Raw genomic sequence first — 21038 nt, 5'->3', positions numbered from 1 at the left:
GGCTAAGAGAGCCTCTGCCTGGCCTGGAATACTGTGCCCAACGCAGACTTTTTCCACACACTTCTAACAGTTTAGAGTATTTGGCCAAAAATAGTTCAATTTAGAGTTGCAATATGCGCTATCTTTGGCTACTGTCATGCTTCAAATAATTGAGGCACCAAATTTTATGACTTTCTGCGCGTTTAACCACCATCATCATCACCTAGCATAGCCTTTCAGGTTTGTGCTGGAAGGTTCGTTGTTTCCTTCCAGTGGCGCAGATGAAACGTTTATCGACCCCCGGAAGGAAACTTCCGGGGGTTTTTCGTTTCAGGAACACTTTTTAAAGGTAAGGAAAACAACTATGACAGATAGCAAACGTTTACGTATCGCCGTGCAAAAATCAGGGCGCCTGAGTGACGACAGTATCGCACTTCTCAAAGCCATAGGCGTCAAACTCAGCATCAGGGACCGTTTGCTTATCGCGCATTCAACCAATGAGAAGATTGATCTTCTCCGGGTGCGTGATGATGACATCCCTGGTCTGGTTATGGACGGCGTCGTCGATCTTGGCTTTATTGGCGAAAACGAACTCGAAGAAAAGATGCTTGAGAGAAAAGCATCAGGAAAGCCTGCGGACTATGAGGTGTTACGTCGCCTTGATTATGGTGGGTGCCGCTTGTCTATTGCTGTCCCTAACGAGATGCCTTACGCGGGCGTATCATCACTGGAAGGCAAGCGTGTTGCAACCACCTACCCATTCTTATTAGAGCGCTACTTCATTGAGCAAAACATTAATGCCAAAGCGGTGATGCTAACAGGCTCTGTTGAAGTCGCACCCCGCGCAGGCGTTGCCGATGCAATTTGCGATCTGGTTTCCACCGGTGCAACCCTTGAAGCTAACGGGCTGGAAGAAAAAGAGGTCATTTTCCGCTCTAAAGCCGTGCTGATACAGCGCAAAGACAGCGAACTAAGTGATGAAAAGCAGGCGCTTATAGAACGGCTTGCACCTCGTATTGATGGCGTGCTGCTGGCTAAGGAAAGTAAGTACATCATGCTGCACGCGCCCAAAGCAGAAGTTGAAGAGGTAAAATCACTGCTTCCAGGTGCGGAGAACCCAACAATCCTGCCGCTTGCTGGCAGCGATGACACTGTGGCTGTTCACGTTGTGTCGACTGAAACCCTGTTTTGGGAAACCATGGAAAAGCTCAAAGCGCTGGGCTGCAGCTCAATACTTGTGCTTCCCATAGAAAAAATGCTGGGATAAGGAGTTACCATGATCATCTGGTCATCTCTGACAGATACAGAAAAGCAGCAGGCGCTTGCACGGCCCACTGCGTCGTCTTCACGACAGACGAGTGACACCGTCGCGCAGATTATCAACCGTGTTGAAAAAGACGGCGATGCGGCAGTCATTGATTTCACGCGTCAGTTTGATTGCCCCGACCTCACCACCCTGAAACTGGACGCTCAAACACTTGATACGCTGGCCGATAGTCTTGACAGCAGTGTCGCCCGTGCCATTAACCGTGCTTATAACAACATCCACGCATTTCACAGTGCGCAAATGCCCACGGATGTAACCATGGAAACCTCCCCTGGGGTGCGGTGTGAACTGAAATATACCGCGCTTGAGCATGTGGGTATTTATATTCCCGGTGGCAGTGCACCGTTACCGTCTACTGTACTTATGCTCGGCGTGCCGGCGCGTGTTGCAGGCTGTCAGCGTATCACGCTGTGCACTCCCCCCAATAAACAGGGCTCGGTCACTCCGGAAATTGCTTATGCAGCGCGGAAATGCGGGGTAACCGAGGTGTTCCTGTGCGGTGGCGCGCAGGCCATTGCAGCAATGGCGCTGGGTACGCAAAGTATTAGGAAAGCAGACAAAATCTTTGGCCCAGGCAATAGCTATGTTACCGAAGCCAAGCAACAGGTAAGTCTGCGCCCGGATGGTGCCGCCATTGATATGCCTGCTGGCCCCTCTGAAGTGCTGGTGATTGCAGACGCCGATGCCAATCCGGCATTTGTTGCATCAGATCTGTTGTCGCAAGCCGAACACGGACCCGACTCACAGGCAATTCTGGTGAGTAACAGCGAGGCACTGATTGCCGACGTAAAGCAGGCTGTAGAGGAACAGTTGGAAAGCCTCTCGCGCGCCGACATTGCGCGTACGGCGATGCAGAATGCCCGCTATATTCTGACAGAAACCATGGACGAAGCTGCCGCGGTCAGTAACCAGTATGCCCCCGAACACCTTATTGTTCAGACAGCGCAGTCGGCTGATTTCCTGCCAAAACTTAAAAATGCCGGCTCTGTCTTTGTCGGCCCCTGGTCTCCGGAATCTGCCGGCGATTACGCGTCGGGAACAAACCACGTATTACCCACATACGGCTACGCAAAAAACTACTCCAGTCTGGGGCTGCTCGACTTCATGCGCCGGTACACCATACAAGAGCTCAGTGCCACTGGTATCAAAGATCTGGGACCCACAATCATGTCTCTGGCCCAGGCAGAAGGGCTTGATGCCCACAGTAACGCTGTCGCCATCCGGCTTGACGCATTAAAAGAGGAAAGCTGATGTCTGCGATCGTAGAGAAATTACTGAACCGCAATCTGGCTGAACTTACGCCTTATGAGTCAGCCAGACGTTTATTTTCTGGTGGGCAGGACTGGCTGAATGCCAATGAGTCTCCCTATAACAACATCTATCAACTGGATGACAGTACATTGAATCGGTATCCGGCCTGTCAGCCTGAAGACGTTGTTCAGCGCTATGCCAGCTATGCAAATGTCAGTTCTGACCAGGTATTAGTCAGTCGCGGTGCGGATGAAGGCATTGAACTGCTGATACGTGCGTTTTGTCAGCCGGGCCGGGACAATATTCTTATCTGCCCGCCCACGTACGGCATGTATGCCATCAGTGCTCAAACCAACAATGTGGGTGTCCAGTCGGTGCCGCTTAAGAATGACTTCAGTCTGGATGTCGATGCCGTTTGCCAGTCTCAGAATGTCAACCTGGTCTTCATCTGTGCGCCCAACAACCCGACCGGCACCCAGGTAGCACGCGAGGATATTAAAACGGTGCTCGAGGCCATGGCTGATAAGGCACTGGTTGTTGTTGATGAGGCCTATATCGAGTTTGATGCGCACAACACCTGGGCAACCGAGCTTGCTCACTACCCTAACCTTGTGATCCTGCGCACGCTGTCAAAGGCCTTTGCACTTGCGGGATTGCGCTGTGGTTTTACGCTGGCGCAGCCAGCGGTTATTCAGGCACTGCTAAAGGTCATTGCACCTTACCCTATTCCGGAGCCGGTCGCCCAAATTGCGGAGCAGGCACTGAGTATTGAAGCCTTGCCGCGACTCTACGATCAGGTTGGTCAGATTAATGCTGAAAAACAGCGCCTGACCGAAAGCCTGGCCGGGTTACAGAATGTTGAAATCGTCGGTGCGCAGTATGCGAACTTCGTGTTGTTCAGCCACCCTCTGGCCAAAGAACTTATGCAATACCTGGTTGCCAGCGGTATGCTCATTCGCGATCAGTCTAAGCAGCTGGGACTTCAGAATTGTTTGCGGGTAACGGTGGGCACACCTGAACAGAATCAGCGTCTGATTGCCCTGACTAACGAATTTTTAAATGAGGTAGCACAATGAGTCAGCAACCTATCCTATTTATTGACCGGGACGGTACCCTGGTCGAAGAGCCGCCTGTTGATAAACAACTGGATAGCCTTGAAAAACTGGTACTGGAGCCAAACGTGATTCCGGTGCTGCTAAAGCTTCAGGCTTCGGGCTTCCGGCTGGTCATGGTGTCTAATCAGGATGGGCTTGGTACACCAAGTTTTCCTACCGACACCTTTGATGCACCCCACAATGCGATGATGGCCATTTTTGAAAGTCAGGGCATACGTTTTGATGACGTACTTATTTGTCCGCACTTTGACAGTGATAATTGCAGCTGCCGCAAGCCAAAGCTGGGACTGGTTCAGCCATATCTGACCCAAGGCCGCGTAGATTTCACCCGCTCGTATGTGATTGGCGATCGGGCAACAGACATGCAGCTGGCAAAAAATATGGGGATCCGGGGAATACAGTACGATCGTGAAACCCTAAACTGGCGTGCCATAGAAAAGCAGTTGCTGGCGTCCTCCCGTATCGCTGATGTCACCCGCACAACGTCCGAAACCGATATTCGCGTGCATGTCGATTTAGACTCAACGCAGAAATCAAGCATTAGCACCGGCATGGGCTTTTTCGACCATATGCTTGATCAAATCGCCACTCATGGTGGCTTTCAGCTTGATGTCTCGGTAAAAGGTGACTTACACATTGATGATCACCACAGTGTCGAAGACACCGCCCTGGCCATCGGTGAAGCGATGAAGAAAGCGCTCGGTGACAAACGCGGCATTGGCCGTTTTGGCTTTGCTCTGCCCATGGATGAGTGCCGTGCGGAATGCATTATGGATATCTCTAACCGGCCACACCTTAAGTTTGACGCCACGTTCAGTCGCGATCATGTCGGTGAGATGGCAACAGAGATGGTGCCACACTTTTTTTACTCGCTGGCACAAAGCATGGGCTTATCGCTGCACCTGTCTACGTCTGAAGGGAATGCGCATCATCAGGTAGAAAGTCTGTTTAAAGTGTTTGGCCGGGCACTGCGTCAGGCTATTACCCGTCAGGGCGATGCACTTCCCAGCAGCAAGGGAGCGCTGTAATGCAGAACATTGTCATTGTGAACACTGGCTGCGCCAATATCTCCTCAGTGCGTTTTGCACTTGAGCGTCTTGGTGTGCGTGTCACGGTTTCCGCTGAGCATGACGTCATTCAGCGGGCCGATAAGGTGTTTTTGCCCGGCGTAGGCACTGCCTCCGCTGCCATGCGCAGTATCGGTGAAAAAAACCTTACCGCGACATTGCAGCAGCTACAGCAGCCTGTGCTGGGCATTTGCCTGGGCATGCAACTGATGGTTGCATCCTCAGAAGAAAGCCGCACCGGCGATATCCCTTGCCTGTCACTGATGCCTGGTCAGGTTAAAAAACTCAACGCCAATGGTAAACGGTTGCCACATATGGGCTGGAATACTGTGACTCACACAAACAGCCCGCTGTTCAAAGGGATTGATCAGCACAGCTACTTTTACTTCGTGCATAGCTTTGCGGTGCCTGATTACCCGCAAACACTGGCCCGTTGCGACTATGGAAGCACGTTTTCAGCAGCCATTGGTAAAGACAACTTTATGGGTGTCCAGTTTCATCCCGAGCGCTCCGGCGATGCTGGTGCGCAACTTCTGACTAACTTTGTGAATTTGTAATGATTATTCCCGCGATTGATTTAATAGACGGGCGCGTTGTGCGCCTTTATCAGGGCGATTATCAACAGAAAACCCAGTATGAGGTAGACCCGATTGATGTCGTGAACGACTATGCCGATCAGGGCGCGTCCTGGCTGCATATCGTTGATTTGACCGGTGCCAAAGACACCAGTAAACGTCAGCTTTCACTTATCCAGTCAATGGTGGACACGCACCGTATGAAGTTTCAGGCCGGTGGCGGTATTCGCAGTGAAGCGGAAGTGGCGCAGCTGCTGGAAGCCGGGGTGAGCCGGGTGGTTATAGGCTCGCTGGCAGTGAAGCAGCCGGAACTGGTGAAGTCGTGGATCCAAACGTTTGGCGCCGAGCACATTGTGCTGGCACTGGATGTCAATATTGATGAGGCTGGTAACAAGCTTATCGCCACACACGGCTGGCAGCAAAACTCAGGTATTGCGCTGGAAGCCCTGCTGGAAGACTTCAGCGAGGTGGGTGTCCGGCACGTGCTGTGTACCGATATCAGCCGTGATGGCACACTTCAGGGGGCCAATACGGCATTGTATCAGGATGTAGCGTCAAAGTTTGCGACGGTTAGCTGGCAGGCCTCTGGTGGTATTGGTTCGCTTGCCGACATTGAAGCACTAAAACCCACTGGCGTCGGTGGGGTGATTTTAGGCCGTGCCCTGCTAGAGGGGAAATTTACTGTTAAGGAGGCAATTGCATGCTGGCAAAACGTATAATTCCCTGTCTGGATGTCCGCGACGGCAAAGTGGTAAAAGGCGTGCAATTTCGTAATCACGAAATTGTGGGTGATATCGTGCCACTGGCCGAGCAATATGCCAAAGCTGGCGCTGATGAGCTGGTCTTTTACGACATCACTGCCAGTTCTGATGCGCGGGTAGTAGACAAAAGCTGGGTAAGCCGTATTGCTCAGGTCATTGATATCCCTTTTTGTGTCGCGGGTGGAATCAAGTCGGTCGCAGACGCTGGCCGTATTCTGGAGATGGGCGCAGATAAGATTTCGATAAACTCACCTGCACTAACCGACCCGTCGCTGATCGATACCTTGCATGACGAGTTTGGACAGCAATGCGTGGTTATCGGTATTGATAGCTTTTTTAACGAAGAAACCGGTCGTTATCAGGTGTATAAATTCACTGGCGACGAAACCCGCACACAGCAAACAACCTGGCAGACTACCGACTGGGTCAAAGAGGTCCAGCAACGCGGTGCCGGTGAAATCGTGCTGAATTGCATGAACCAGGATGGCGTCCGACAAGGCTATGATGTCGCGCAGCTCAAAACGGTCAGGGAGGTGTGTAACATTCCTCTGATTGCGTCGGGCGGCGCCGGCGAAATCCAGCACTTTATTGATGTGTTTAAGCAGGCAGATGTCGACGGGGCGCTTGCCGCCTCAGTGTTTCATAAGGGCATTATCAATATGGATACGCTTAAAGCGACGCTGATTGAGGCAGGTCTGGCCATTCGTGAAAGACAGGTAATCAACAAAGGGACGTAGGATATGACGATAACAGTAAATTCAATCAGCACCCTGGCCTGGGATAAAATGGACGGGTTATTACCGGCGATTGTTCAGGATGCCACCACCGGCAAGGTACTGATGCAGGGCTATATGGATAAATCCGCCCTCTCAAAAACGCTGGAGGAAGGCAAGGTCACGTTTTACAGCCGCTCCAAGGCGCGGCTCTGGACAAAAGGTGAAACGTCAGGCAATACGCTGGATCTGGTCAGCGCAGCAGCAGATTGTGACAATGACTCGCTGCTGATTTTAGCCAGGCCTAACGGCCCAACCTGCCATACAGGCAGCGAGAGTTGCTGGTTTGAAGATAATACCAGTGACTTCACGTTTTTAGCTGATCTTGAGCGACTGCTTGCGGCCCGCAAAGATGCCGATCCCGCCAGCAGCTATACCGCCTCGCTCTATGGTAAAGGAATCAAGCGCATAGCCCAGAAAGTCGGTGAGGAAGGGGTTGAGACTGCGCTGGCTGCAACTGTCCAGGACACGGAAGAGTTGAAAAACGAGGCTGCCGATCTGCTGTACCACCTTACCGTACTGCTACAGGCCAGTGACTGTTCGCTTAGCGATGTGATTGCGGTACTTAAAGGGCGTCATTCACAAGCCTGAACACGATGCGTCAGCTCACGCTGACGCATTTTGTTACAACCATCACTGCAACTTTTCTGACCTTACAGCACTCCAAGTGTCATATCATTGCATTTGGACTCCCACATGAGATCAGCTGGTTCACGCAAACATCGCCCTGGCTTTATTCGGGATAACTGGGGCTTCCTGCTCTTTATTGTACTAATGCTGACAATGCGCAGCAGTCTGGCCGACTGGTATGATGTACCTACCGGATCAATGCAGCCAACCATTGTTGAAGGCGATCGCATCTTCGTCAATAAGGCCGCGTATTACCTTGAAGTCCCCTTCACTAACATTCGTGTGATGCAAACCGGCAAAGTGAAACGTGGCGACATTGTCATCATCGACAGCGATCATGAAGATATGCGATTAGTAAAGCGTGTGGTTGGACTTCCCGGCGACTGTATTAGTATGCAAAACAATGTCTTGACAGTTAACGGAGAAACGCTGACTTACCGCAGACAAAACCCACAAACCTATGAAGAAACGCTGGATAATTCACGCCACCTTATCCAGTTGCGTGCCGTGCCAGCTGCCAAACACAGCTTTTCGGCAACCTGCATACCCGATAAGCAACTGATGGTGTTAGGTGACAACCGCAATAACAGCCGCGACTTCCGGTTTATTGGCTTTGTAAGTTTAAGCGAAATTCAAGGCAAAGCTACATCAGTACTGTTTTCTCTGGATCCGGACGATCACTACCTGCCCCGGCCGGCCAGGACGCTGCGTCAGCTTATGTAGCGCACGATTACCAGCCGTTAATACGATGCCAGCGCTCGCACACCACGTTGTCTTCGCACACCTCATAGTGTGAGAATTGCGCAGCGGTAGCGCAGGCATGAACCGGCAGAATCTGAAGTGTATCGCCGAAGGCAAAAAGTCTGGAGGGATCAACATCGCCACTGGCATGCGTAATCGTGCCATGCTCCTGACTGGTTGCACTGACAGTCCAGCCATCCAGCAGGTTGCCGTCGATATCACACACCAGACCATAGCCGCAGTCACGCCACTGACCCTGTGTCCCCGTATCCCGAGATAAAGCCATCCAGCCCGCATCTATCAATACGCGCTTCTTTTGGGTATCCACCTTAATGACGCGTGTCGCGACCTTAAGCGCAATATCATTGGGCTCACAAATGCCGATATTGGCCATGACGCAATCAAACGTTGTGAACACACCTGCACGGATATCTGAAATACCGTCACGCGAAATGTCGGCAAGCGCTGTGGGGGTCGAACCTAATGACACCAAATCACACAAAACGCCTTCATTAGCGAGCGTGTCTTTAGCAGCCAGCAAGGCATCATTTTCCTGTTGCGCCATGGCTTGCCGCGACGCGTCGTCAAAACAGCCATAAGATGCTCCGCCATGCGTGACAAGGCCACGAAAATAAAGGCCCGCTGACGCATTAATAGCCTTCGCAAGCAGTATCAGTTCAGGATCATCCGGCGTTAGCCCTGCTCGCGCACCGTCCACATCGACTTCAATTGCCACCGGTAAAGGCTTTTCAAGTGGCTCCAGTGATGAAGCCAGTGAGTCCAAAGCCGCCTGGCTGTCAATCATCACGGTAAGCATCACGCCATTCTCGTGTAAAGGGTAAACGGCGGGTAGTTTATTTGGTGTAAGCGTAACGGCATACAGAATATCGGTGTAGCCAGCACCGGCAAAATGCGCAGCTTCGGCCAGTGTAGAGACAGTAATGGGCGTTCCTGGCGGCGCATAATACGCAGCCGCTTCAACACTTTTCAGTGTTTTCACGTGGGGCCGAAACGTCGCGCCTGTACTGGCAATGTGTTTTTTCACCCGCTCGACGTTGTTAATAAACCGGTACCGATCGATCACGCAAACCGGCGTGACCAGCTCCGTGATTTGGGTCATCCAAGCATATCCAGGTGCAATTGAACTAAATTTGCCACGGCTGACAAAAATAAGGCCGCAAACGTGAGCAACATGCCGACCAGACGCTGCCAGCTTGCTCCCTCATGCTGACGCAACCCGTACGCATGCAGTAAACGTCCAAATAACAGGCACATTGCCAGTATATGGATCCCAAGCACCTGACCGTAATTAGCCTCAAAACAGGCAATAAGGATAAGCGTGATGGGCACATACTCACTGAAATTGCCATGAGCTCGACCAAGGCGGCGAAGATCTTCGTTGCCGCCGTCTCCAAGACTAATCCGTGCAGAGCGCCTTACACCAATGACCAGGAAGGACAGGTAGAGGTAACATAACCCTAGCAGGCTCGCGTAAAAGGCTGTAATCGGCAACACCATCTGGATTTTGCTCCTATTATCAGGTGACCCAAAAAGGCCGCTGGGAAACGTGTCAGAGCGACCTGCTTGCTATTAAAACGCGACATCAAAATCTGCCACAAAACCTTCACCCGGACGGAACGGAACACTTTGTGGGGACAGACTCACTCGCGTTTGTCTTAGAGTAAACGTAACCTGTACGGTTGCGCAAGCTGACCTTACCGTTTGCGCAGGCACAAAAAAGGGCAGTTACGATAGCGAAACTGCCCCCTTCACAAGAAACAAAAAGCTTAGCCCAGTAGCGTAGACAGCTCGTTGCTTACCTCATCAACAGGACGGGTCCCGTCCAGACGATGATATTCACAATTACCGTTTTGTGCCTCTTTCTGGTAATAATCGACCAGTGGCTTGGTTTGTTCGTGGTAGACACCTAACCGGTGGCGCACCGTTTCCTCTTTATCATCGTCGCGGATGATCAGCGGTTCACCGGTCTCATCATCTTTCCCTTCTTCCTTGGGCGGATTGTAGACCACATGGTACACACGACCAGACGCCGGGTGGACGCGCCGGCCACCCATTCGCTCGACGATCACGTCATCGGCGACATCAAATTCAATCACATGATCAACCTTAATACCGGCCTCTTTCATGGCATCGGCCTGAGGGATCGTGCGAGGGAAGCCATCAAGCAGAAAACCATCTTTACAGTCATCTTCCTTAATGCGCTCTTTTACCAGTCCAATAATGATCTCGTCAGAGACCAGTTTACCTTCGTCCATCACACGCTTGGCGGCCAGACCTAGCTCAGTTCCTGCTTTAATTGCCGAGCGAAGCATGTCGCCGGTAGAAATTTGAGGAATGCCATACTTACGCATCAAAAACTGAGCTTGTGTGCCCTTTCCTGCGCCAGGCGCACCAAGAAGAATAATTCGCATATGTGCGTCTCCGCTTCATCTAATACTGTTAACCAACGGCACTTTACACACTCAGCGCAAAGGTGACAAGTAGCATGCATATTGCCAGCGCAAGGTTAAGACTAATAGCGTAGAACATTAGCTTTCAGCGGGCTGCATTGCATTTACTAAATACAACAAAAGTTAACACCTGACGATGTGCTGAGCAGGACAGAGAGTGGAAATCGCCATTTTTTAAAACTTAAACAAAAAAAACGGGCCAGAGGCCCGTTTTTAACTATAAACTTTGCTGCTTACGTCTTATTTAGCTAAAGACATTAGCAAGGTGTTTAAATTCCGTACAAAGCTTGACGGATCCTTTAAGCTCCCCTGCTCTGATAGTGCAGCCTGGTCGAACAACACCCCGACCCACTGATTAAACAGCGCCTCGTCCTGGGTGTCAGCCAGCATTTTTATCAGGCTGTGCTCGGGGTTAAGTTCAAAATGATATTTTACATCAGGAACCGGCTGGCCGGCTGCCTGCATCAGTTTCATCATTTGCGTACTCATGCCCGCATCATCGGCAACAATCACTGCCGGCGAATCGGTCAGGCGATGCGTGAACTTCACATCGACAACTTTTTCACCCAGCGCTGTTTTAGCACGCTCCAGTACACCTTCAACTTCTTTTTCAGCTTCTTCCTGCGCTTTCTTGGCGTCTTCGTCTTCCAGGTCACCTAAGTCCAGATCGCCTTTGGCAATAGACTGGAACGACTTCTCATCAAACTCTGTGAGATGCTGCATTAACCATTCGTCAATACGCTCACCCATCAGCAACACTTCAATGCCTTTCTTGCGGAAGATCTCAAGGTGCGGGCTGGATTTTGCTGCCTGGAGACTGTCAGCAGTGACATAATAAATCTTGTCCTGCCCCTCTTTCATACGGCTGATGTAGTCAGCCAGAGACACAGTTTGTGCATCTGTTTCGCCATGCGTTGAGGCAAAGCGCAGTAAGCCTGCAATTTTCTCACGGTTACTAAAGTCTTCAGCGGGACCTTCTTTTAGAACGTTACCAAACTCGTTCCAGAAACCCTGATACTTCTCTGCATCGTTTTTGGCCATACGTTCAAGCATTTGCAACACACGCTTGGTACAACCCTGACGCAGCGCCTGAGTAACTTTATTGTCCTGAAGAATTTCTCGGGAAACGTTCAGCGGCAGATCGTTGGAGTCAACCAGGCCTTTAACAAAGCGCAGGTATACCGGCATAAACTGCTCAGCGTCGTCCATAATAAACACACGCTGAACATACAGCTTCAGGCCGTGGTTTTGCTCGCGGTTCCACATGTCAAACGGCGCTTTGCTGGGAATGTACAGCAAGCTGGTGTATTCCGTTTTACCTTCAACCTTGTTGTGAGACCAGGACAGGGGATCAGCAAAGTCATGAGAAATGTGCTTATAAAACTCTTTGTATTCCTCATCAGAGATATCTGATTTTTCGCGAGTCCACAGGGCGGTTGCTTTATTAACAACTTCCCATTCACCTGGCTCTGCAGGAATTTTCTCACCATCGGGACCATCTCGCTCTGGCGTCTCTTCCTTCCACATTTGCACAGGAATGCTGATGTGATCAGAGTACTTATTGATGATAGAACGCAGTCGCCAGTTGTCAGCAAACTCTTTTTCATCGTCGCGCAGATGCAGCACTACTTCTGTGCCACGCGCAGGCTTGTTCAGCTCAGAGATCGTGAATTCACCGTCACCATCGGAGACCCACTCTACCCCGTCAGCAGCGTCACTGCCGGCGGCACGTGTTCTTACCGTCACTTTATCGGCAACGATAAATGCAGAATAGAAGCCAACACCAAACTGACCAATAAGCTGAGAATCTTTGGCCTTGTCGCCGGACAGCTTGCTAAAGAAGTCTTTGGTTCCTGACTTTGCAATGGTGCCAAGGTTTGACATCACTTCTTCACGGGTCATACCGATGCCGTTATCAGTAACGGTGATCGTACCCGCATCCTGATCTACGCTGATACGCACGCTAAGTTCGGTATCGTTCTCGTACAGGCTATCGTTTTCCAGCGCCTTGAAGCGCAGCTTATCGGCTGCGTCGGCAGCATTGGATACCAGCTCTCTTAAGAATATTTCTTTATTTGAGTACAGAGAGTGGATCATCAGATTCAGAAGCTGTTTTACTTCTGTCTGAAACCCATGCGTCTCTTTTTGGGCTGCTTCAGCCATAATCCAAAATCTCCTCGTTGATGGATCATCATTTCCTTACCACAGGTAGGGACACAGGCATCGCTTTTCAAGCCGTTTTACAGAAAAAAATAGGGAATGTGGCAGAGCGCCTGGCGGGATTCAGAGTTTACGGCGACCAGAAAATGCATGAGTGAGAGTATTGCCGTCAATATACTCCAGCTCCCCCCCCACTGGTACGCCGTGTGCGATACGACTCGCGTCAATATTGTACTCGTTGCACAACTGAGCAATATAATGGGCTGTGGCCTCTCCCTCAACCGTCGGATTGGTCGCGAGTATCACCTCGTTGATATTGCCGTTTTTAAAGCGCAATTCCAGCTGGTCCAGCCCGATTTCTTCAGGCCCAATGCCATCAATCGGAGATAAGTGTCCCATCAACACAAAGTACTGCCCGCTGTAAGACAGTGTCTGTTCTACGGCAAGTACATCCTGCGGGCTCTCGACGATACACAGCAGTCCGCTGTCAGCGCGCTCAGGGTGGCGACAGATGTCGCACAATTCATCTTCGGTGAACGTACGGCATTGCTTGCAGTGATGAATGTGCTCCATGGCATTGTGCAGCACATTACTCAGGCCAATTGCCCCTTCACGGTTTCGCTCCAATAGATGAAACGCCATGCGCTGAGCACTTTTATTGCCAACCCCTGGCAGGCAGGTAAACGCCTGAATGAGATCTGACAACAGCGGACTAAACTTCATTATAAACGTACCTGCCGGTTAAAACGGCATTTTGAAGCCAGGAGGCAGTGGCATACCGCCGGTAACGTCACCCATTTTCTCTTTGCTGGTTTCCTGAATACGACGAACACCGTCATTAAAGGCTGCCGCGATCAGATCTTCCAGCATATCTTTATCGTCGTCCATCAGAGATGGGTCGATATCAACCCGACGTACATTATGGTTACAGGTAAGCGTAATTTTCACCATACCTGCACCCGCTTCGCCGGTTACTTCAAGGTTAGCCAGCTCTTCCTGGACTTTCTGCATGCGCTCCTGCATTTGCTGCGCCTGCTTCATCATATTTCCCATTCCGCCTTTAAACATACTCTTACTCGCTTAATTAATGGTTGATTATTATCGCTCTCAACGTGGCTTTACTGAGTCTGGCATAACATCTGCCTCAAACGTCGATAGCAATGACTGGATAACGTCATCATTACTGACAACGGTTTTTGCATGTGCCATGCGCATGTCGGTAATCTGTTGTTGCAAGACAAACGGTGTCACAGCCGGTTCGCCTGCTGACATTTTCAGGGTAATACTTTCACCCAACGCGTGTTTAAGTGCATCCAGCAGTTGCTGCTGACTGCTTTCATTAAGTAAATGGGCCTGATTTTGATCAAGTTCAAGCACCACTTCATCATCCTGTCGCGAAAAAGACGAGTGCAGTGCCAGTTGTTTAAGCAGTCCAGCAATCGGCATTTGTTCAACAAGGTGACTCCAGGCGTCAATCTGACTGGCATGCAGCACCTTTTCTCCGCTCTCCAGAAAGGCCGGAATTGATTCGGGTACCGACTGCACGTTGCTCTGGGGGGGGGATTGAGACGACGGCTCATCCCATGGTGGCGTGTCTTCATCAGACTCGGCTTGTGAAACCTCTTTGGGCGGCACACCTGGTGTCTTATGTGTAGCTATCGGTTCGACAGGTGTCAGCTGCGTATCTGCCGGTGCGTGGTCGCTTGCGTGCGAAAGGGTATCCGCAATATGGGACGCAACCTCTGCCTGAGCCGTTTCCGGCGCTTCAGGCTTTTTTGGCGACGTTTCCTCTCCCCCCTGGCGTGGCTTTTTAAACTGTTGTCTCAAAGCCAGCATCGCTTCAGTATTGGAAAGGCGTTCTTCCTCCTGTGCAGGCGTCTGTGGCTCCTCTTCGGCGACAGGTGGTTCGGGCACATTGTCGTCTTGCATCGCCGTGACCGGATCATCCTCGTAGGCTGAAAGCGGCGGATAGTCGTTGGGTTCGACACCATGTTGTGCGTTCGGCTCATCTGATACACCTGTCTCCGGCGCTGGTGCATCTGCTCTCTCCCCCGCAGCCTGAGTCTCAGTCTCCACAGGCTTTTCATCCTGCCCCTCAGATGTTGGTGTCGCCGTGAGCGAAGTGGTCGCGTGCTCCTCTTCAACAGCTGAGGAGGCAGCAAGCGTGTTGTTCGTCTCTTCATCCGGACGTGATTCGGGTTCAGGAGGTTTATCCTGCTGGTGTGACGGATTATCTGCCTGTGCCTGCGCTTCTTCAGAGCTGGCAGTTTGAGGATCTGAAGGCATTGATACTGGTTCATCACTGATCACAGACTCTGTGTCAGAAACCGGTGAGGCTGGAGCAAAGGACATCATTCGCAGCAATGTCATTTCCAGCGCTGAGCGTCCGTCTGGCGCTAAAGGTAAATCGCGCTTGCCGTGCAGGGCTATCTGATAATACAACTGCACTTGCTCTGCTGTTACAGATTTCGCGAGCTGATAGATGGCTCTGGCTGACGTTGTCTCCAGTTTGCATGCATCCGGTACCCACTGGGTCAGCGCAATCTGGTGAAGTATGCTGCTTAATTCAGAAAGCAACTGACCATAGTCGGGGGCCTGTTGCGCCATATCATCCACAATTGATAGGACATCCTGCGGTGTTTTTGTGATCAGCGCATGTAGCAGTTTCAATAGCTGATTTCTGTCCATTAACCCAAGCATGTCAGTAACGACAGCCTGGCTTACCTGGCCGTCACCCTGCGCAATGGCCTGATCAGTCAGGCTTAGCGCATCACGCATGCTGCCCTGAGCCGCTTTTGCTAATAACACCAGGGCCGACGATTCCAACGGAACGGCTTCCGCCTCGAGAATATGACGCAACTGATGAGTAATTTGTTCGCGGGATAACGCCTTGAGGTTGAACTGCAAACACCGCGATAAAATCGTTACCGGCAGCTTCTGCGGATCCGTCGTAGCCAACAGAAACTTAACATGCGGTGGTGGCTCTTCCAGTGTTTTCAGCAGGGCATTAAAACTATGCTTGGAAAGCATATGCACTTCGTCTATCAGATAAACCTTGAAGCGGCCACGGGTAGGACGGTACTGGACATTATCAAGCAGTTCACGGGTATCCTCGACTTTGGTTCGTGAGGCTGCGTCAATTTCCAGTAAATCAACATAATTTCCCTGCTCTATTTCTTTACAGGTATCGCATACACCACACGGATGCGCACTTTGTCCCTGTTCGCAGTTCAGGCTTTTGGAAAAGATCCTGGCGATCGTGGTTTTGCCCACCCCCCGGGTACCTGTAAACAGATACGCGTGGTGAAGCCGATTGTTGTCCAGCGCATTAGATATGGCTGCAACAACATGCTCCTGCCCGACTAATTCAGCAAATTTCCCGGGGCGCCACTTTCTTGCCAGTACCTGATAGCTCATATGTAAAGCGTTACCTTATTCACCGTCGAAATCACAGATTGTAAAGGACTCGACGCCAATTTCACTAAGCCTTTCGTGCCCTTTTAAAGAAGGTAACCCGATCACAAATCCGGCGTGCTCGACCTCACCGCCCAGTGCCCTTATAAGTTTGGCCGATGCTTCAATCGTGCCGCCCGTTGCCAGCAGATCATCTATAAGCAGTACTTTATCACCTTGCTGGATGGCATCTTTATGGATCTCCAGGGTGTCCATACCATATTCCAGTTCGTAGCTTTCACTCACGACCTCACGAGGCAGTTTGTTTGGCTTGCGTACCGGTACAAAGCCAATCCCCATCTCGATGGCCAACGGCGCGCCAAACAAAAAGCCGCGGGCTTCAGTACCCGCAATTTTATCAAAACCCATGCCCTGGTATTTGTCTACCAGCAGCGATATACAACTACTAAAGGCTTTGTGGTCTTCAAGAACACTGGTTACGTCACGAAACATGATGCCGGGTTTAGGGTAGTCCGGCACACTCTTTACCACTGATTTAATATATTCGGCAGTCACAACAAAAACCTATCTCGTTACAGCCAAAAGGTAAACCAGCCGCAAATTATATGCAGCAACGGAAACGCTAGCAGCGTTACCAGCGAACCGAGGAAATACCATTTATTGTATACCTCTTTAAATTCGGAGTTGTCAGCCATGATTACAACCTAGATCACTTGCTCTGAAAAAATGGGTGTAAATGGTAATCGAAACCCCGCAGGAATGACAGACCTGTTCGCAGGAAGTTTATAGATCGAGGGGTTTGTCTGCCGGGAGGATGACGCCTTTCTCGCGCATTTGAGTCAGTGTGTCAGAAACACCCTTTGTTAGTACGTCAGGCGCGATCTGAGGTGCTGCCTCACGGAGCTGCTCGGTAAGATGTTTTTCGCTAAGCTGTTCATTCGCCGAAGCTAAAAGTTGCAGTAACATGGCTGTCATTGCATTGACCTGAAGAAACTGAACACTGTAATCCTGTTGTCGATAAACCACATAGTAATGGCGATCGCCAGACGGTTCATCGGGCAAATAATCCTCGCCGATCAGGTGAACCGGATAAGCATAGGAAACCAGCGACGCAAAGGGTGACATAACGACTCCCTGAGTTTGCTGGGTGTGGCACGCCGGTGCACGGCGAATGCTCACATCAAGTTCAAGCCATTCGTAATGCGCCAGTTCACTGGCAAACGGGGGTAACAGGCTAAGGCATGCAGGTTCCGACGACAAATATTCAACAAACTCTTTACTAATTTCAGCAAAGTAAGGACTTCTGCAGGCATGATCACTAAAAAAATCTCTGACAACCCTCGACCAGGTCGTGTTGTCCAGAATGCTGTGAAGTACCGGAAAGCCTGACTGGAGAAAATTATTTATATTATTAAAAAAAAGAGACTGGTATACGCCCATGCGACGTTGTTCTTCGTCGCTCTTGTTTTGCGATAAAGCCGGGCTTCGTACTGCGCTTACAAACTCCTTTTGTATCTCTCTGAAACTCTGTGTCATGCAGTTGCCTGCTGTGATCTAACACCGGTTACATACTGCTGCTGAAGTGACTTTATCCGGCGAACTTCCTTCAATAATTCCGCCATGGGAGGGATATTAAAATCTCGTTCCAGCAGTGTGGGGAATACACCATGATAGTCATACGCCTTTTGCAGAAGTGCCCATACAGGTTCAATGACATCAGCGCCGTGTGTATCTACTTTCAAATCTTCTGCTTCATCAAAATGACCCGCGATGTGCCCGTATACAATTTTGTCTGACGGCAGGGCCTTTAAAAACGCATCAGCATCATATCTGTGATTTATGCTGTTGACGTAAAGGTTATTTACATCAAGCAGCATGTTACAGCCAGACTCAGCAAGTACGGCCTGAGTAAATGCCAGCTCTGTCATCTCCTGACCAGGCGCAAGATAGTAGGACACATTCTCCAGTACCAGAGGACGCTCCAGGATATCCTGCACCTGCCGAATACGCTCAGCTACATGCATCACCGCCTCTTCGGTGAACGGTATAGGCATCAGGTCATACATGTGTCCATTACTTGAGCAGTAACTCAGGTGCTCGCTGTAAAGCGGGATCTCATGTTTATTCAAAAACTGCCGTAGTGCTTTTAAAAATCTCACATCCAGCTTGTCTGTACTGCCGATAGACAATGACAATCCGTGGGTGCTAAACGGTGCCTGCGCCCGGCAGGCTGAGAACTGCTGTTCAAACTTTCCACCAAATGGGATCCAGTTTTCAGGCGCAACCTCCCAAAAGTCTACCTCCGAGGGCAGAGACGGAAGAAGCTCATCCATCATTTCGCGACGAAGCCCCAGCCCCGCCCCGGTAATATTACTTAACACTTACAACTCCACGGGTAATGAACAGATTAAAAAGCTGTTACGCCCCGTTCGGAGCGTAACCCCGGTTGGTTACATGCTGCCGCACTTACCTTCACCGCATTTACCTTCTTTTGCAGCTTTATCGCCGCCACACTTTCCTTCGCCGCATTTACCTTCTTTTGCAGCTTTGTCACCGCCGCACTTTCCTTCACCACACTTGCCTTCTTTTGCAGCTTTGTCGCCGCCGCACTTTCCTTCACCGCATTTACCTTCTTTTGCAGCCTTGTCACCGCCGCACTTTCCTTCACCGCACTTACCTTCTTTTGCAGCTTTGTCACCGCCACACTTTCCTTCGCCGCATTTCCCTTCTTTTTCGGCCTTATCACCACCATATTTGCCTTCGGCTGCAAACTGGCTATACCCTGATTCCAGTGATTGCATGCCAAAAGGGTTGGCGTCCGCCACCGCCGCAGTCGACGCCAGTGATCCAATGACTACTGCACCTAACGCTGACGCAACTGATGTTTTATTTACTTGTTTCATTTCAAATTCCTCAACGAGATTGACAATTTCATTCTTCGACACAAACGTGTGGATATAAAGACCTGTTTAAACAGAAAACAATTTCACGCTATCTTTGTTATGCAGAAGGAATGTGTCTTCCAACCTTCACTGATAGTGTAGCAGTGATATTGGTGGCAGGCGTACAGGGGTGCATTCATTTGCACGATTAAATACACTTATTTAGGTATGGAGCGATTAACAGTAGATAAATTGAGACAAAGCTCTGGTCTCACAATCAGTTAGATCACAAAGTATGAGACCAGATGATACATATTCCTTCGCTATACAGCTTAGTTACTTTGTTCCTTAGGACTAAGGTTAGCTTTCACCGAACTGGCGTCAAAACTGTTTCCTTCGGAAGGCATTGTGCCCTTCCCCATTTTTATACTAAGGATGCTTTCAATTTCGCTTTTTTCCGCGCCCCCTACAAAAATTCCAGTCTGAAACTGGGTGGTAGGATAGCGAGTGGTACGGCAACTTAACGCTCCGCACTCTGTGACGGTCGCATAGCGTTGACTGAATCCGACCTGGGGACTTGTTTTGACTGATTCTTTATCCACTAAGGTCTCTCGATCATTGACAGTAAACCAGTCATAACCTTCCAGTAACGTTAACTCAGCTGCCCGTAACATCGCGTAATCCATAGCTTTGGCTTTATCAGAGCCCCGCGCTTTGAAATGTACCCGAAACTGCGTATCACTCAGCTTTGTTTCTGTATAACCAAACCCACCATTTTTCGCCTTACGATAATCAGATTGGCTTGAACATCCCACGACCAGTAGTAAAGGCACTAATAAGAAAAACAACTTTTTCATAATATACTCTCTGGAAATGCTTTATCTTAGATACCACTCTCGCGGGGTATAGGTTCAACCTTCTATTTTAATCATGCATCTAATACAGAAAAAAGTGACTCAATCCGACGATGATGCTCATGTGAAAGTTTTGTCCGACTTTTTATCTACGGTTGTACGGAGGGGGGCCCCGGATAAGCGCTGCGCACGTTCCGGGATGACGCCTTTCTTCGATTCACTTTTGTACCTCACTTTAAGCAAAGCAAGCTCTCACATGGGGCTTGGGCCCGCACTCGGGTGAAGAGCGGTGCTTCGCCAGAAGCATGGTGAATGCCCAATGGCATTCGCCAAGTGAAGAACGACACAGCCTCTGGCGGTGTGCTACTCTCACATGGGGGTGAAGAGCGGTGAGCGTAGCGAGCGAGGGGTGCCAGTGGCACGCCGACAAACTGGTATGGAACCAGTTTGAACAGCTTTAGCTGGCCTGCGTAAGCAGGTGAACCACAAGGAAGTGGTGAATAAAGTGATGAACGCGAGCACAGGACGTGCGAGCTGGTCGGTGCACCAGGGATGGGTGAGGCTCCGGTTTGCGAAGCAAATTTGAGGTGACTTAACGTCACCTCAAAAGGAACGAACGGGCGTACAGGACGTACGCCCTGGCACTGCGCCACATGGATGTGTCCGAATGCATCGATTCAACGTCCGAGGGGTTAGGTTTCGCTATGCGGGAGTAGCACGTCAGTGCTGGTCCCAAAAACAAAAAACCCCGCGTTCGCGGGGTTCTTTGTTTTTCGAATTAGGAGTCTGGCGGTGTGTGCCACGTCGCTATGGCCGCCAGACAAAACTGGTTGTTACCGACTTACGTCAATAACATAACAATCGGGAAAGTCTGATATTCAATCTATCGAGTAACTTACTACTCTACTTACATATTTCTTAGCTTGTCTTACAACATCCAAAGCTTTTTGGGTGTTGTATGGTTAAGCCTCTCGGGCAATTAGTACAGGTTAGCTTAACGCCTTACAACGCTTCCACATCCTGCCTATCAACGTCTTA

The 21038-nt window shown here is 50.3% G+C and carries 21 protein-coding genes, 1 rRNA gene and 1 other annotated feature; of the genes, 9 read left to right on the top strand and 13 right to left on the bottom strand.

Annotated features, from left to right (window positions below; genetic code table 11):
• Positions 1-186 precede the first annotated feature (186 nt).
• Positions 187-309: a sequence feature (His leader region), on the top strand.
• 34 nt (positions 310-343) lie between these two features.
• The 9 genes from hisG (at position 344) to lepB (ending at position 8201) form a co-directional block, all read left to right on the top strand.
• The gene (gene hisG / locus IE054_RS15750) at positions 344-1246 is read left to right on the top strand and encodes an ATP phosphoribosyltransferase (protein ID WP_189408061.1); all 903 of its coding nucleotides are present in this window, start codon (positions 344-346) and stop codon (positions 1244-1246) included.
• Between the two features lie 9 nt (positions 1247-1255).
• The gene (hisD, locus tag IE054_RS15745; RefSeq protein ID WP_189408060.1) at positions 1256-2557 is read left to right on the top strand and encodes a histidinol dehydrogenase; all 1302 of its coding nucleotides are present in this window, start codon (positions 1256-1258) and stop codon (positions 2555-2557) included.
• Positions 2557-3633 carry a histidinol-phosphate transaminase gene (gene hisC / locus IE054_RS15740; RefSeq protein WP_189408059.1) on the top strand — a complete coding sequence of 359 codons (1077 nt, stop codon included), beginning with the start codon at positions 2557-2559 and terminating at the stop codon, positions 3631-3633. The genes hisD and hisC overlap by 1 nt, the downstream gene beginning before the upstream one ends.
• A complete protein-coding gene (gene hisB, locus IE054_RS15735) occupies positions 3630-4700 on the top strand; it encodes a bifunctional histidinol-phosphatase/imidazoleglycerol-phosphate dehydratase HisB (RefSeq protein WP_189408058.1) in 1071 nt (356 codons plus the stop codon). The genes hisC and hisB overlap by 4 nt, the downstream gene beginning before the upstream one ends.
• Entirely contained in the window at positions 4700-5296 is a 597-nt protein-coding gene (hisH, locus tag IE054_RS15730) for an imidazole glycerol phosphate synthase subunit HisH (RefSeq protein ID WP_189408057.1), read from the top strand. The genes hisB and hisH overlap by 1 nt, the downstream gene beginning before the upstream one ends.
• Positions 5296-6033: a 1-(5-phosphoribosyl)-5-[(5-phosphoribosylamino)methylideneamino]imidazole-4-carboxamide isomerase gene (gene hisA, locus IE054_RS15725; protein ID WP_189408056.1), complete on the top strand. Its 738-nt coding sequence runs from the start codon at positions 5296-5298 to the stop codon at positions 6031-6033. The genes hisH and hisA overlap by 1 nt, the downstream gene beginning before the upstream one ends.
• The gene (hisF, locus tag IE054_RS15720; protein ID WP_189408055.1) at positions 6015-6812 is read left to right on the top strand and encodes an imidazole glycerol phosphate synthase subunit HisF; all 798 of its coding nucleotides are present in this window, start codon (positions 6015-6017) and stop codon (positions 6810-6812) included. Before hisA ends, hisF begins: the two co-directional genes overlap by 19 nt.
• Before the next feature lie 3 nt (positions 6813-6815).
• Entirely contained in the window at positions 6816-7439 is a 624-nt protein-coding gene (hisIE, locus tag IE054_RS15715; RefSeq protein WP_189408054.1) for a bifunctional phosphoribosyl-AMP cyclohydrolase/phosphoribosyl-ATP diphosphatase HisIE, read from the top strand.
• A 105-nt stretch (positions 7440-7544) separates the two neighbouring features.
• On the top strand, positions 7545-8201 hold the full coding sequence (gene lepB, locus IE054_RS15710; protein WP_189408053.1) for a signal peptidase I: 657 nt from the start codon (positions 7545-7547) through the stop codon (positions 8199-8201).
• A 7-nt stretch (positions 8202-8208) separates the two neighbouring features.
• On the opposite strand, the gene IE054_RS15705 is transcribed toward lepB, so the two are convergent.
• From IE054_RS15705 to IE054_RS15645, 13 genes are all read right to left on the bottom strand, one after another.
• Positions 8209-9339, bottom strand: a complete 1131-nt coding sequence (locus tag IE054_RS15705; RefSeq protein WP_189408052.1) for an alanine racemase — start codon at positions 9337-9339, stop codon at positions 8209-8211.
• On the bottom strand, positions 9336-9737 hold the full coding sequence (locus tag IE054_RS15700) for an MAPEG family protein (protein ID WP_189408051.1): 402 nt from the start codon (positions 9735-9737) through the stop codon (positions 9336-9338). The genes IE054_RS15705 and IE054_RS15700 overlap by 4 nt, the downstream gene beginning before the upstream one ends.
• 269 nt (positions 9738-10006) lie before the next feature.
• The gene (gene adk / locus IE054_RS15695; RefSeq protein WP_189408050.1) at positions 10007-10651 is read right to left on the bottom strand and encodes an adenylate kinase; all 645 of its coding nucleotides are present in this window, start codon (positions 10649-10651) and stop codon (positions 10007-10009) included.
• A 279-nt stretch (positions 10652-10930) separates the two neighbouring features.
• On the bottom strand, positions 10931-12853 hold the full coding sequence (htpG, locus tag IE054_RS15690) for a molecular chaperone HtpG (RefSeq protein WP_189408049.1): 1923 nt from the start codon (positions 12851-12853) through the stop codon (positions 10931-10933).
• Positions 12854-12973: 120 nt separating this feature from the next.
• Complete coding sequence (gene recR / locus IE054_RS15685; RefSeq protein WP_189408048.1) at positions 12974-13573, bottom strand: recombination mediator RecR; 600 nt, start codon at positions 13571-13573, stop codon at positions 12974-12976.
• Between the two features lie 18 nt (positions 13574-13591).
• Positions 13592-13918, bottom strand: a complete 327-nt coding sequence (locus IE054_RS15680) for a YbaB/EbfC family nucleoid-associated protein (protein ID WP_189408047.1) — start codon at positions 13916-13918, stop codon at positions 13592-13594.
• A 39-nt stretch (positions 13919-13957) separates the two neighbouring features.
• Positions 13958-16267: a DNA polymerase III subunit gamma/tau gene (gene dnaX, locus IE054_RS15675; RefSeq protein WP_189408046.1), complete on the bottom strand. Its 2310-nt coding sequence runs from the start codon at positions 16265-16267 to the stop codon at positions 13958-13960.
• A 15-nt stretch (positions 16268-16282) separates the two neighbouring features.
• The gene (apt, locus tag IE054_RS15670; protein WP_189408045.1) at positions 16283-16819 is read right to left on the bottom strand and encodes an adenine phosphoribosyltransferase; all 537 of its coding nucleotides are present in this window, start codon (positions 16817-16819) and stop codon (positions 16283-16285) included.
• A gap of 228 nt (positions 16820-17047) precedes the next feature.
• The gene (locus tag IE054_RS15665) at positions 17048-17800 is read right to left on the bottom strand and encodes an HvfC family RiPP maturation protein (protein ID WP_189408044.1); all 753 of its coding nucleotides are present in this window, start codon (positions 17798-17800) and stop codon (positions 17048-17050) included.
• Positions 17797-18645: an HvfB family MNIO-type RiPP peptide maturase gene (locus IE054_RS15660; RefSeq protein ID WP_189408043.1), complete on the bottom strand. Its 849-nt coding sequence runs from the start codon at positions 18643-18645 to the stop codon at positions 17797-17799. Before IE054_RS15660 ends, IE054_RS15665 begins: the two co-directional genes overlap by 4 nt.
• Positions 18646-18714: 69 nt before the next feature.
• On the bottom strand, positions 18715-19167 hold the full coding sequence (locus IE054_RS15655; protein WP_189408042.1) for an HvfA family oxazolone/thioamide-modified RiPP metallophore: 453 nt from the start codon (positions 19165-19167) through the stop codon (positions 18715-18717).
• 311 nt (positions 19168-19478) lie between these two features.
• Positions 19479-20003, bottom strand: coding sequence for a CC0125/CC1285 family lipoprotein (locus IE054_RS15650; RefSeq protein WP_189408041.1), 525 nt, complete (start codon positions 20001-20003; stop codon positions 19479-19481).
• Positions 20004-20958: 955 nt separating this feature from the next.
• Positions 20959-21038 (bottom strand): 23S ribosomal RNA (locus IE054_RS15645); the annotation flags it as partial.

Source organism: Alteromonas halophila (assembly GCF_014651815.1).
Classification (GTDB): Bacteria; Pseudomonadota; Gammaproteobacteria; order Enterobacterales; family Alteromonadaceae; genus Alteromonas; species Alteromonas halophila.
Note: the sequence above shows the minus strand (reverse complement) of the source record. Positions and strands in the feature narration are given on the sequence as shown.

Bases quoted from the DNA above. Each gene is read 5' to 3' on its own strand.
- hisG (WP_189408061.1), top strand. From the start codon at position 344: ATGACAGATAGCAAACGTTTACGTATCGCCGTGCAAAAATCAGGGCGC.
- hisD (WP_189408060.1), top strand. From the start codon at position 1,256: ATGATCATCTGGTCATCTCTGACAGATACAGAAAAGCAGCAGGCGCTT.
- hisC (WP_189408059.1), top strand. From the start codon at position 2,557: ATGTCTGCGATCGTAGAGAAATTACTGAACCGCAATCTGGCTGAACTT.
- hisB (WP_189408058.1), top strand. From the start codon at position 3,630: ATGAGTCAGCAACCTATCCTATTTATTGACCGGGACGGTACCCTGGTC.
- hisH (WP_189408057.1), top strand. From the start codon at position 4,700: ATGCAGAACATTGTCATTGTGAACACTGGCTGCGCCAATATCTCCTCA.
- hisA (WP_189408056.1), top strand. From the start codon at position 5,296: ATGATTATTCCCGCGATTGATTTAATAGACGGGCGCGTTGTGCGCCTT.
- hisF (WP_189408055.1), top strand. From the start codon at position 6,015: ATGCTGGCAAAACGTATAATTCCCTGTCTGGATGTCCGCGACGGCAAA.
- hisIE (WP_189408054.1), top strand. From the start codon at position 6,816: ATGACGATAACAGTAAATTCAATCAGCACCCTGGCCTGGGATAAAATG.
- lepB (WP_189408053.1), top strand. From the start codon at position 7,545: ATGAGATCAGCTGGTTCACGCAAACATCGCCCTGGCTTTATTCGGGAT.
- IE054_RS15705 (WP_189408052.1), bottom strand. From the start codon at position 9,339: ATGACCCAAATCACGGAGCTGGTCACGCCGGTTTGCGTGATCGATCGG.
- IE054_RS15700 (WP_189408051.1), bottom strand. From the start codon at position 9,737: ATGGTGTTGCCGATTACAGCCTTTTACGCGAGCCTGCTAGGGTTATGT.
- adk (WP_189408050.1), bottom strand. From the start codon at position 10,651: ATGCGAATTATTCTTCTTGGTGCGCCTGGCGCAGGAAAGGGCACACAA.
- htpG (WP_189408049.1), bottom strand. From the start codon at position 12,853: ATGGCTGAAGCAGCCCAAAAAGAGACGCATGGGTTTCAGACAGAAGTA.
- recR (WP_189408048.1), bottom strand. From the start codon at position 13,573: ATGAAGTTTAGTCCGCTGTTGTCAGATCTCATTCAGGCGTTTACCTGC.
- IE054_RS15680 (WP_189408047.1), bottom strand. From the start codon at position 13,918: ATGTTTAAAGGCGGAATGGGAAATATGATGAAGCAGGCGCAGCAAATG.
- dnaX (WP_189408046.1), bottom strand. From the start codon at position 16,267: ATGAGCTATCAGGTACTGGCAAGAAAGTGGCGCCCCGGGAAATTTGCT.
- IE054_RS15665 (WP_189408044.1), bottom strand. From the start codon at position 17,800: ATGACACAGAGTTTCAGAGAGATACAAAAGGAGTTTGTAAGCGCAGTA.
- IE054_RS15655 (WP_189408042.1), bottom strand. From the start codon at position 19,167: ATGAAACAAGTAAATAAAACATCAGTTGCGTCAGCGTTAGGTGCAGTA.
- IE054_RS15650 (WP_189408041.1), bottom strand. From the start codon at position 20,003: ATGAAAAAGTTGTTTTTCTTATTAGTGCCTTTACTACTGGTCGTGGGA.